Consider the following 11,501-nt stretch of genomic DNA (forward strand, 5'->3'; position numbering starts at 1 on the left):
CCGGCCCGGGCGGCGAGCCAATCCTGCTGCTCGACCAGGATCGCCGCCGCTGGGACCAGCTGCAGATCCGCCGCGGGCTGGTCGCCCTGGCCCGCGCCCTGGCGCTGGGCGGCGCCGACGGGCCCTATGTCCTGCAGGCCTCGATCATCGCCTGCCACGCGCGGGCGACCGAGGCGACCGACACCGACTGGCCGCAGATCGCCGCCCTCTATGCGCGGCTGGCCGCCGTCGCTCCCTCGCCGGTCGTCGAGCTGAACCGCGCCATCGCGGTCGGCATGGCCGAGGGCCCGGCTGCGGGTCTGGCCCTGGTCGAGCGCCTGGCCGGCGAGCCGGCGCTCGCCGCCTACCATCTGCTGCCCAGCGTCCGCGGCGACCTGTTGCTCAAGCTCGGCCGGCGGGACGAGGCCCGCGCGGCCTTCGAGACCGCCCTCGCCCTGGCCGAAAACCGCCGCGAACGCGACCTGCTGCGCCGCCGCGCCGACGAAGCCGCGCGCTAGCGCATCGCGTCGGCGATCTGACGGGTCGTTTCCTCGGGCGAGATGCCGTAGGGCAGGACCCGGTCGAACTGGCCCTTGGGATTCATCAGGTAAGCCGGGGTCGAGTGGTCGATCAGGTAGTCCGAGCCTTCGCCGTTCTTCTTGTAGTAGACCCGATAGGCCTTGGCCGCGGCGGCCACCTGCTCGGGCGTGCCGGTCAGCCCAATGGTCCCCTTGGGGAACACCTCGTTGGAGAGGTAGGTCTTGATCTGCTCGGGGGTGTCGCGCTCCGGGTCGACCGAGATGAACACCACCTGGAACTTGTCGGCCTTGGGGCCCAGTTGCTGCTGGGCCGCGCCCAGCACCTGCATGGTCGTCGGGCAGACGTCGGGGCAGTAGGTGAAGCCGAAGAACACCGCCGACCACTTGCCCTTGAGGATCTTCTCGTCCACCGGCTTGCCGTTCTGGTCGACCAGCTGGAACGGGCCGCCGACCAGAGCCGTTCCGGAGGTCGAGCCGCCTGCGCGCTGTCCGTCGAAGACGCCGGCCCGCCAGGCGAGCGCGCCCATCAGGATCAGCCCGACCACACAGGCGGCGACAAGGATGAGATTGCGGCGGGACATGGTTGACCTTTGGGGCTCGTCAGGCGCGGCGTTAGGGGCGATGCTCGCAGCATGATGGCGTCCATCCGGAACCCGTCGCCGTCGCAGCCGTCGCCCGGTCTCGATAGGCAAACCGCCGCCCCTGCGCAAGGCGTCGCCGACCTCGGCGCGGCCGCTTGGGGGGCCGAGGGCTGGAGTCTGGCCGGCGCCCACGGCGGACGGCTGCGGATGCGCACCCTGGTCACCCTGCGCTGGATGATCATCGCCGGCGAGCTGCTGATCTTCGCCCTGGTCGGGCTCGTGCTCGGCTTCGACGCTCCCTACACGCTCTGCTTCACCGTCATCGGCGCGTCGGCCTGGGTCAATCTGCTGACCGGCGTCGCCTTCCCCGGCCAGCGGCTGATCGGCGGCTGGGAAGCGGTCGCCCAGCTCGGCTTCGACATCGGCCAGATCTCGCTGCTGCTGTACTTGACCGGCGGCACGGCCAATCCCTTCATCCTGATGGTGCTGGCCCCGGTGACCCTCGGCGCGGCGACCCTGGCCCCACGCTGGGTGAATCTGCTGGCCGGGCTGGCCATCGCCGCCTCGATGCTGCTGGCCTTCGTACACGGGCCGCTACCGTCGCTGAACGGTTCCTTCACCGAACTGCCCACCGCCTTCATGATCGGGGCCGCGGTGGCCAATGTCGCCGGGATCGTGGTCATCGCCGGCACCGTGCGCCAGGCGGCCGAGGAGTCCTCGCGCATGGCCCTGGCGCTCGACGTCACCCAGGCGGTGCTGGCCCGCGAGCAGCGGCTCTCGGCCCTCGGCGCCCTGGCCGCGGCCGCCGCCCACGAACTGGGCACGCCGCTGGCGACCATCTCCATCGTCTCCAAGGAGCTGGCCCGCGAGGCCCCGACCCCCAGCGTCAAGGAAGACGCCGAGCTGCTGATCGCCCAGGCCGAGCGCTGCGGCGAGATCCTCAGGCGGCTCACCGACGCCCCCGCCGCCGCCTCCGACGAGGTGCACGAGCGGATGAGCCTGCTGCAGCTGGTCCACGAGGTGATCGAGCCCCAGGCCGAGGTGAAGGGCGTGCGGGTCGAGGCCATCGTCTCCGGCGCGCCGGGCGTGGCCGCCCCCGACATCTGGCGCATGCCCGAGGTGCTGCACGCCATGACCTCGTTCGTGGAGAACGCCGTCGACTTCGCCGCATCGGAGGTGCTGGTCACCGTCCGCTTCGACGCCGACACCATCAGCATCCAGGTCCGCGACGACGGTCCGGGCTTCGCGCCGGAGGTTCTCGCCAAACTCGGCGAGCCCTATGTCACCAGCCGTCCCGGCGTCGCCGGCGGCCGCACCGGCCACGTCGGCATGGGACTCGGCTTCTTCATCGCCAAGACCCTGCTGGAACGAACCGGGGCCACAGTGACTTTTCAGAACGGCAGGCCGCGCGGAGCCGTCGTTGCGGCCAAGTGGCCTCGCGCGCGCATCGAAGTGAGGCCGCCGCCAGCGTGAAGACACTTGCGAAGCTGCGACAAGCAGCGACATGATGCCGCAGGAGGCGGGTGATCAGAACGCCCCTATCGGAGGTTGCGCATGACCGATCTCTCCGCCGATATCGCCGCCCTGCCCGACAGGAGCCTGCTTGTCCTGGATGACGATGCGCCGCTGCGCACACGGCTTGGCCGGGCGCTCGAGCAACGCGGATTCGAGATCGTGCTGGTCGGCAGCGTCGCCGAGGCCCTGGCCGCGGTGAAGGCCAGCCCCCCCGCCTACGCCGTGCTCGACATGCGGCTGGAGGACGGCACCGGGCTGAAGGTGGTGGAGGCGGTGCGCGAGGCGCGCCCGGACGCCAAGGTCGTGATGCTGACCGGCTATGGCAACATCGCCACGGCGGTCGCGGCGGTGAAATCGGGCGCCATCGACTACCTGTCCAAGCCGGCCGACGCCGACGACGTCGCCCGCGCCCTGCTGGCCCGCAAGGACGAAGCGCCGGCCCCGCCGGAAAACCCGATGAGCGCCGACCGCGTCCGTTGGGAGCATATCCAGCGGGTCTACGAGCTCTGCGGCCACAACGTCTCGGAAACCGCCCGGCGGCTGAACATGCACCGCCGCACCCTGCAGCGGATCCTGGCCAAGCGCGCGCCGCGCTAGGGGCGCGCGCCCCTAGCGTTCGCCCGGGACACGCCCGACGATGACGAGGTTGAGGTGAGAGCGCGGCGCTAGGCTTCCAGCTGCACCGCCGCCACCCCCATCGCCCGCATCGCCGCCAGCCGCGCGAAGGCGATGGTCAGGGCCTTGCGCCGGGCGGGGGCGAGCGGCGTTGCCGGGGCCTCGCGCAGCACCGCCCCGCCGAAGCCGTCGCAGACGATCAGCCCCGGCTCCTCCGGCAGGATGTGCTGCGGGAACTCCGGCGCCACGGCGAAGGCGAAGCGGTCGCAATAGGGTAGGTACTCATGCCACTTGCGATCGACGCGATAGTCCTCGATCCCCGACTTCACCTCGATGATCGCCAGTTCGCCCTTGGGCGACAGCGCCATCAGGTCGGCGCGCCGGCCGTTGGGCAGGGTGACCTCCGCCAGCGGCGCATAGCCGAGGTCGATCAGCAGCCGCGCGGCCCCGCGGGTGACGTTGGCGGTGATCTCCGGCCGCGTGATGGTGACGATGGCGACGTCCATGCCGAAACCATGTTCCGGTTTCGTTCGAGGCGCAAGCTCGGCCTTGTCCCGACTGCCTCTCGTCAGTTGCGGGCCGGCTGCGGGAACTCCAGCCGCCCGACGTCGTAGCCGAGCTGCTTTATGCGGGCGACCGCCTGGCTCTTTACGCCCGACGGCAAGGTCGGGCGCTGCGACATCAGCCACACCGAACGGCCGCCCGGCGTGCCGAGGATCAGCCAGCCCTGATCGGCGCGGTGGTCGAGCACCCAGTACTCCTGGCGCACCAGGCCGTTGAAGAAGGTCATCTGCAGCTTGGCGTTGGTGCGGGTGTCGAGCACCTTGGCCTTGGCCTTCCACTCGGTGACCGGCGCCGACAGCGAGCCCTTGTGACAGGCCTGCACCACCGCAAAGCCGTCGCCGGTCCGTTGCCAGTCCGAGGTGCCGCCCTGGCATCCGGTCTGGATCTTGTTGGGCAGCCGCGCGACCTCGTACCAGCGGCCCATCATGTTGGTCAGCTCGATCTTCTTGGTCGGCGGCGGCGGCGCCGCCAAGGCGGGGCCCGCGACGAGGGCGAGAGCGAGGACCGTGGTGGCGAGTGCGCGCATAACGAAGTTGGGTCTCGGTTGAATCGGCAAGGCCCGCGGAATTTCCCGCGGGCCTCCATGCAATATCAACGCAGAATTTGGCGCTTCCGCGGCGCCGCGTCTACTCCGCCGCCAGGGTCACATTGGCCGCGATGCGGTCCTTGAAGTTGATCTTCTGGAGGTACTTGATCCCCTCCTCGGCGATGTCGTCGCCGACCATGCGGTCGCCCTCGGCCTTCAGCTCCTCCATGTCGACATACATGCCGTAGAAGGCCCGTGTGCGGTCGGTGATGATGCCGGCGTTCAGCAGGGTTTTGATCAGCACCCGGAAGATATTGGTGCTTTCCTTCATGTCCTCGCGCCGCACCTCATCGGTGGCGATCGCCTGGATCTCCTCCAGCACCTTGGCCGGGTCGAGCCCGAACTCCTCGTAGAGCGCGGTCTGTTCGCTGGGCGAGACCAGGTTGAACAGCAGGATCTGGAAGCAGTGCGCGGCCCAGTCCTCGACGATGGCGTGCTCGGCTTCCGACAGCTTCGGGATCGTGCGGTCGGCCCAGATCTTCCCGAACTTGTGGTGGAAGGCCTCGTCGGTCATCACCAGCTGCATCAGCTGGCGGCCGAGCGGGTCGTTGAGCTTCTGATAGAAGGTCGCGAAGGCGCCCATGGCGAGCCCTTCGACCAGCATCTGCATGCCGATGATCTTCTTGTAGACCTCAGGCGAACCGATGATGTCGACCAGCAGGTCCTGCAGCACCTTGCTGCACTGGATCGGCCGGCCCCAGCGGGCCTTGATGTACTTGGCGAAGGCGGTGACGTGGCGCGCTTCCTCGCGGGTCTGGTTGGCGGCGTACTCCTGCGCCCCCTGGTCCAGCAGCACGTGGCACAGGCTGGCCGACAGGTTCAGCGCCCCCTGCTCACCGTGCAGGATCGACGAGAACGAATAGAGCAGCGACTTGTTGACGAACTGGGCCCGCAGCTCGGGGGTGTTGAGCTTGGCCTTCACATAGTCGGTGTGCAGCGCGACGTTCAGGTCCTCGCTGACCAGGGGCTGGCTCTGCATGTCCCAGGGCGCGGAGAAGTCGATGTACTTGGGGTCCAGCGGGTCCCAGAAATGGTCGTGGGTCGCGGAGATGATCTTGTCGAAGGCGCTCGAGCGGTTGTTGTAGCGGTCGAGATCGAGCATCGACTCGAAGTCGTCCGGCGCCACCGCGTCGTAGATGATGTCCTTGGTGATGTTGCCGTCAGCGGCCATGACGTCTCTCCCTGAGCCCTTTGCCGAGCCTTTGGTCGAAACTCCAACACCGATGTTCCGGGGCGTCAAAGCAAAATGACGCACCCGTCAAATTTGTAATGCTCGACGGTCGACTCGGCCGCGAGCCTAGGCCGCGCGCGGGCCGAGCAGGATGATCCCCGCCCCGGCGATGCACACCGCCGCCCCGATCAGGTCCCAGCGGTCGGGTCGCACCCCCTCCACCGCCAGCAGCCAGACCAGCGAGGCGGCGACATAGACCCCGCCATAGGCCGCATAGGCCCGGCCCGCGGCGGCCGAATCGACCAGGGTCAGCAGCCAGGCGAAGGCGATCAGGCTGACAATGCCGGGCACGATCCACCAGACCGGCTTGCCCTCGCGCAGCCACATCCAGAACGAAAAGCACCCGGCGATCTCGGCCAGCGCGGCGGCGATGTAGACGATGGCGGTCATGGGCGGAGATGGCCGCAGTCGAGCTTCGACCGCAACCCACCAAGCATCATCCATGGGCGCCGGTCTCCCGTTGCGCCGAAACGGGCATGACAGCGTAGAGCTCGCCTTCCAGAACGAAAACGGCGCTCCAGCCGAGGCTGAAGCGCCGCTCTTACGCGCGACTGTGCGGGTCGCTGTTATTCCGCCGCGATCGAGATCGTGCCGGCCAGGCGGTCCTTGAAGTTGATCTCCTGGAGGTACTTGATGCCCTCTTCGGCGATGTCGTCGCCGACCATCCGGTCGCCTTCGCCCTTAAGTTCTTCGATGTCGACGTACATCGCATAGAAGGCCTTCGTGCGGTCGGTGATGATGCCAGCGTTGAGCAGGGTCTTCACCAGCACCCGGAAGATGTTGGTCTGCTCCTTCATGTTCTCCCGGCGGGTCTCGTCGGTGACCATTTCGGCCATCTCGGCGATCACGCGGTCCGGATCCAGGCCGAACTCCTCATAGAGGTCGCGCTGCTGGCTGGGCGAGACCAAGTTGAACAGCAGGGTCTGGAAGCAGTGCGCGGCCCAGGTCTCGATGATCTCGTGCTCGGCCTCGGTCAGATGCGGGATGGTGCGGTCGGCCCAGATCTTCCCGAACTTGTGGTGGAAGGCTTCGTCGGTCATCACCAGTTGGAGGAGCTTCTTCCCCATCGGGTCGCGGATGTTGTTGAAGAAGGTGGCGAAGGCGCCCATGGCCAGGCCCTCGACCAGCATCTGCATGCCGATGATCTTCTTGTAGACCTCCGGCGAACCGATGATGTCGACCAGCAGGGTCTTGAGGGTCGGGCCGCATTCGACCGGACGGCCCCAGCGGGCCTTGATGTACTTGGCGAAGGCGGTGACGTGGCGCGCCTCTTCGCGGGTCTGGTTGGCGGCGTATTCCTGCGCGCCCTGGTCCTTCAGCACGTGGCAGAGGCTGGCCGACAGGTTCAGCGCGCCCTGCTCGCCGTGCAGGATCGACGAGAACGAGCGCAGGGTCGACTGGTTGATGAACCGGGTGCGGGTCTTGGGGTCCGACAGGTGGTTCGACACGTAGTCGGTCGACAGCGAGATGATCATGTCCTCCGGCAGGAGGGGCTCGTTCTCCATGTCGAAGGGCTCGTCGAAGTCGATGTACTTCTTGTCGAGCGGATCCCAGAAGTGGTCGTGCGTCGCCGAGATGATCTTGTCGAAGGCCGTCGAGCGGGCGTTGTAGCGGTCCAGCTCCAGCATCGACTCGAAGTCGTCCGGGGCGACCGCATCGTAGATGACGTCCTTGGTGATGTTGCCGTCGGCGGCCATCGGCTCTTCCTCCTGACAAGGCGCATCGGCGCCCGCTGTTTCCTCGTTGGAAAAAGCCTCCCCCGAGAACGGCGATCCGTCAAGAAAAATGACGGAGGCGTCACCTTTGTGAGCGGCTGTTCAGCGGCGGCGCGATTTCCGTCGAGATCGGAGTCTTGGGGCGAAACCCTGACCCCCCTGCGGGCTCGGCCCGATGGCGGCGCTGGCGGGCCGGTGCGCCTCTACGCGTTCCCCGACGTCCGAAGGGACCGCCGAATGTCGCTCGCCGAAGTCGTACCTTTGGTGCTCAAGGCCAGCATCCTGGCGATCGTGTTTTCTCTGGGTCTCGCCGCGCGTCCGGCCGACCTGATCAGCGTGCTGCGCCGCCCCGGCCTGCTTGCACGCTCGCTGCTGGCCATGCTGGTGATCATGCCGCTGCTGGCGGTCATCCTGGTGCGGGTCATGAACCTGCACCACGCCGTGGCCGTGATGCTGGTCGCGCTGTCCCTGGCGCCGGTGCCGCCGATCCTGCCGCGCAAGCAGGCCAAGGCCGGCGGCGACGCTTCCTACTCGATCGGTCTGCTGGCCGCCGTCGCCCTGGTCGCCATCGTCTGGATTCCGATAGCGCTCGAAATCGACGAGCGATTGTTCTCTATCCCGCTCGGCATTCCGCCGGCCAAAGTCGCGGCGGTGGTCGCCACGACCATCCTGCTGCCGCTGGTCGCCGGGGTGGTGGTCGCCGTGCTCGCGCCGCGCCTGGCCGCGCGGTTCGGTCCGTTGCTCTCCAAATTCGGCTTCGCGCTGCTGATGCTCGCCGCCCTAGTCATCCTGGTCAGTCAGTGGAGGGCCGTCGCTGGCCTCTTCGCCGCCGGCGCGCCGGCGTTCGCTGTCTTCGTCGTCGTCGGGCTGCTGGTCGGCCACCTGCTCGGCGGACCCGCCCCCGACGATCGTACGGTGCTGGCCCTGGCCAGCGCCTCGCGTCACCCCGGCGTCGCCATGACCATCGCCCACATCAACTTTCCGCAAGAGCAGGCGATCGCCGCCGCGGCGCTGCTGTTCCTGCTGATCAACATCCTGATCTCGATCCCCTACGTCGCCTGGCGCAAGAAGTCCGGTGCGGCCGCCTCCATCCCCTGACCAGCCATGCGGAGCCTTCCCAATGGCCCTTGAAGAGTACGATCCCCACGGCCGCTTCACCGGCGTAGTCGGCCTCACCGCCGACCGCTCAAAGCCCGCCTGGCCGCGCCCGGTGCGCGCCCGAGAAGGCGCCCCCAACGTCCTGTTCATCGTGCTCGACGACGTCGGTTACAGTCATCTTGGCTGCTACGGGGGGCAGATCGCCACCCCGAACATCGACGCCCTGGCGGCCGACGGCCTGCTGTTCTCGAACATGCACACCACGGCGCTCTGCTCGCCGTCGCGATCCTGCATCCTCACGGGCCGCAACCATCACTCCAACCACATGGGCTGCCTGTCGAACGGGTCGACCGGGTTCCCAGGCTCGGACGGCTACATGCCGTTCGAGAACGGCATGATCTCCGAGATCCTCAAACGCGAGGGCTACAGCACCTACTGCGTCGGCAAGTGGCACCTGTCGCCGGAAGAGACCAACACGGCCGCCGGGCCCTACGACCGCTGGCCCCAGGGTCGCGGCTTCGAGCGCTACTACGGCTTCCTCGGCGGCGACACGAACCAGTGGTACCCTGAGCTGGTCTATGACAGCCATCAGGTCGAGCCCGAGGCGACGCCCGAGCAGGGCTATCACCTGACCCCCGATCTGGTGGAGCACGCCAAGTCGTTCGTCGCCGACGCCAAGCAGATCGCGCCCGACAAGCCCTTCTTTCTCTACTTGGCGACCGGCGCCGGCCACTCGCCGCACCACGTCCCGAAGGAATGGTCCGACCGCTACAAGGGCAAGTTCGACGACGGCTGGGAGGCCTACCGCCAGCGCGCCTTCGCCAATCTCAAGGCCCGCGGGATCGTCCCGCCGACCACCGAGCTTTCGCGCCCCGACCCCGACGTCCAGGACTGGAGCCGACTGTCGGCGGACGAGCGGCGGCTCTATGCGCGGATGATGGAGGTGTTCGCCGGCTTTATAGAGCACACCGATCACCACATCGGCGAACTGATCGCCTTCCTCAAGGACATCGGAGAGTACGACAACACCCTGATCATGCTGGTTTCCGACAACGGCTCCAGCGCCGAGGGGGGGCCGACCGGCTCGGTCAACGAGTCCCGCTTCTTCAACAATGTCGCCGATACGGTCGAGGACGGCCTGGCGCACATCGACGAGATCGGCGGACCGACCACCTTCAATCACTTCCCCTGGGGCTGGACCCACGCCGGCAACACTCCGTTCCGGCGCTGGAAGCGAGAGACCTATCGCGGCGGCAGCACGGACCCGTTCATCGTCGCCTGGCCAAAGGGCATCCAGGCCAAGGGGCAGGTGAGGACCCAGTACGCGCACCTGATCGACATCGTCCCGACGGTGCTCGACGTCCTGGGCGTCTTCCCGCCTCACGCCATCGCCGGCGTCGCCCAGGCTCCGATGGAAGGCGTCAGCTTGAAGCCGGTGTTTGAGGACGCCAAGGCGCCGCCGACCCACGTGACCCAGTACTTCGAGATGCTGGGTCACCGTTCGATCTACCACGACGGCTGGCGGGCGGTCTGTCCCTGGCCGGGGACATCGTTCGTGGAATCCGGCCGCAAGTTCGGCGACGAGATCAGCGCAGACATGCTGACCAAGCTCGATGAGACCGGCTGGGAACTCTACCACGTGGCCGAAGACTTCGCCGAAACCCGCAACCTCGCGGATCAGGAGCACGGCCGCCTGATCGCTCTGATCGCGACTTGGTACAACGAGGCCGGCAAGTACAACGTCCTGCCGATCGACAGCCGCGGCACCCAGCGCATCGCGCTGGAACGACCGCAGGTGGCCAAGGCCCGGACACGGTACGTGCTCTATCCGAACACTCAGTCGATCGTGTCCGCGACCGCCCCGAAGATTCTCAACCGACCGCACAGTTTCGTCGCCGAGGTGGAGATTCCGCCGGGCGGCGCCGATGGTGTCTTACTCTCGTTCGGCGGCAACGACGGCGGCTTCTCGTTCTACGTAGAGCACGGCAAGCTCTGCTACCTGCACAACTACCTGGCGCTCGACTACTTCTACGTGAAGGCCGAGAGAGCGCTGCCCGAAGGCCGGCGTAGCCTCGGCATGCAGTTTACGCCGACCGGTCAGCCCGACGTGAAGCGTGGCAAGGGCGTGCCGGCCAAGGTCACCCTTCTCGTCGACGGCGAGCCGGTCGCCAGCAGCCAACTGCCCTACACGGTTCCCATCCGCCTGGGCCAGGGCGGAGCCATGCTGGTCGGCCAGGATGCAGGATCGCCCGTCAACCCGCAGTACAAGCCGCCGTTCAAGTACGCCGGCCGGATCAAGCGGGTGATCGTCGACCTCAGCGGCGAACCGGTCGTCGACCACGAAGCTGAAATGCGCGCCTTCATGCGGAAGCAGTAGGCGCGGACGCAGGAATCCGAGCGCTCTACTCGGCCGCGTCCTCGATGGCGTGGATGTCGTCGTCACTCAGGCCGAAGTGGTGGCCGATCTCGTGCACCAGCACGTGGCTGACCAGTTCGGCCAGGGTGACGTCGCCGCGCTCGGCCCATTCGTCGAGGATGGCGCGCCGATAGAGGAAAATCCGGCTCGGCCCAGGGGTCGGGTCGAGCACCGAGCGGTGGCCGATGTGCACGCCGCTGTACAGGCCCGACAGCTCGAACGGATTTTCGATGCCCAGTTCGTCCAGCACCTCGTCGCTGGCGAAATCATCCACCCGGAAGACCACGTCCCCGGTCAACTTGCGGAATTCGGCCGGCAGGGCGGCGAAGGCGGCCTGCGCCAGGGCGGCGAGGTCGTCGAGGGAGGGCGCGCGGCCCGCATAGGGATCACTCATCAGGCACGACTATATGGGGAGCCTCGGGCAGGCGCGTCTCGAAAAGTCCGATGTCGAGCGGCTGCTGCGGCTTCACCGCCAGCAGCGGCTGGCGGGTCAGGGCCCGCAGGGTGTCGCCGTCGATCTCCTCGCCGCCCTTGCGCCGGGCCTGCCGGGCCTGGGCGTCGCCGGCGTGGCGCAGCGGCGCGCCGCCGATCCGCCAGTAGGAGATCATCGCCCGCCACACGGTCGGCGGCGGCGGGGCGGGCGCCGGCCAGCGATGCCCGTC

Annotated in this window: 11 protein-coding genes and 2 pseudogenes; 5 read left to right on the forward strand and 8 right to left on the reverse strand. The window is 67.8% G+C overall.

Going from position 1 to position 11,501, the window contains the following annotated elements:
• Positions 1-497: pseudogene (locus tag OUA97_RS22165) on the forward strand (RNA polymerase subunit sigma-24); the annotation flags it as partial.
• Here the strand turns inward: OUA97_RS22165 and OUA97_RS22170 are convergent.
• Positions 494-1,099 carry an SCO family protein gene (locus tag OUA97_RS22170; RefSeq protein ID WP_267234262.1) on the reverse strand — a complete coding sequence of 202 codons (606 nt, stop codon included), beginning with the start codon at positions 1,097-1,099 and terminating at the stop codon, positions 494-496. The pseudogene OUA97_RS22165 and the gene OUA97_RS22170 overlap by 4 nt on opposite strands.
• 51 nt (positions 1,100-1,150) lie before the next feature.
• Between OUA97_RS22170 and OUA97_RS22175 the strand changes: the two genes are divergently transcribed.
• Positions 1,151-2,572: an ActS/PrrB/RegB family redox-sensitive histidine kinase gene (locus OUA97_RS22175; protein ID WP_323691110.1), complete on the forward strand. Its 1,422-nt coding sequence runs from the start codon at positions 1,151-1,153 to the stop codon at positions 2,570-2,572.
• Positions 2,573-2,653: 81 nt separating this feature from the next.
• Positions 2,654-3,211, forward strand: coding sequence for an ActR/PrrA/RegA family redox response regulator transcription factor (locus tag OUA97_RS22180; protein ID WP_267234263.1), 558 nt, complete (start codon positions 2,654-2,656; stop codon positions 3,209-3,211).
• A gap of 68 nt (positions 3,212-3,279) precedes the next feature.
• Here OUA97_RS22180 and mmcB read toward each other — a convergent pair whose 3' ends face one another.
• From mmcB to OUA97_RS22205, 5 genes are all read right to left on the reverse strand, one after another.
• Positions 3,280-3,735, reverse strand: a complete 456-nt coding sequence (gene mmcB, locus OUA97_RS22185) for a DNA repair putative endonuclease MmcB (RefSeq protein WP_267234264.1) — start codon at positions 3,733-3,735, stop codon at positions 3,280-3,282.
• Between the two features lie 62 nt (positions 3,736-3,797).
• Entirely contained in the window at positions 3,798-4,319 is a 522-nt protein-coding gene (locus tag OUA97_RS22190; protein WP_267234265.1) for a lipocalin family protein, read from the reverse strand.
• Positions 4,320-4,419: 100 nt separating this feature from the next.
• Positions 4,420-5,550 (reverse strand): ferritin-like domain-containing protein, encoded by a 1,131-nt coding sequence (locus OUA97_RS22195; protein ID WP_267234266.1) that lies wholly within the window; start codon positions 5,548-5,550, stop codon positions 4,420-4,422.
• A gap of 126 nt (positions 5,551-5,676) precedes the next feature.
• Entirely contained in the window at positions 5,677-6,000 is a 324-nt protein-coding gene (locus tag OUA97_RS22200) for a YnfA family protein (RefSeq protein ID WP_267234267.1), read from the reverse strand.
• A gap of 176 nt (positions 6,001-6,176) precedes the next feature.
• Positions 6,177-7,307: a ferritin-like domain-containing protein gene (locus OUA97_RS22205; protein ID WP_267234268.1), complete on the reverse strand. Its 1,131-nt coding sequence runs from the start codon at positions 7,305-7,307 to the stop codon at positions 6,177-6,179.
• A 255-nt stretch (positions 7,308-7,562) separates the two neighbouring features.
• Here OUA97_RS22205 and OUA97_RS22210 point away from each other — a divergent pair, with 255 nt between their 5' ends.
• Both OUA97_RS22210 and OUA97_RS22215 read left to right on the forward strand, forming a co-directional pair.
• Positions 7,563-8,423: a hypothetical protein gene (locus tag OUA97_RS22210; protein WP_267234269.1), complete on the forward strand. Its 861-nt coding sequence runs from the start codon at positions 7,563-7,565 to the stop codon at positions 8,421-8,423.
• A gap of 22 nt (positions 8,424-8,445) precedes the next feature.
• The gene (locus tag OUA97_RS22215) at positions 8,446-10,800 is read left to right on the forward strand and encodes an arylsulfatase (RefSeq protein ID WP_267234270.1); all 2,355 of its coding nucleotides are present in this window, start codon (positions 8,446-8,448) and stop codon (positions 10,798-10,800) included.
• Between the two features lie 25 nt (positions 10,801-10,825).
• On the opposite strand, the gene OUA97_RS22220 is transcribed toward OUA97_RS22215, so the two are convergent.
• Positions 10,826-11,233 (reverse strand): metallopeptidase family protein, encoded by a 408-nt coding sequence (locus OUA97_RS22220; protein ID WP_267234271.1) that lies wholly within the window; start codon positions 11,231-11,233, stop codon positions 10,826-10,828.
• Positions 11,226-11,501: pseudogene (locus tag OUA97_RS22225) on the reverse strand (hypothetical protein); the annotation flags it as partial. The pseudogene OUA97_RS22225 and the gene OUA97_RS22220, both read right to left, overlap by 8 nt.

This window comes from Phenylobacterium sp. 58.2.17, assembly GCF_026411515.1.
GTDB lineage: Bacteria > Pseudomonadota > Alphaproteobacteria > Caulobacterales > Caulobacteraceae > Phenylobacterium.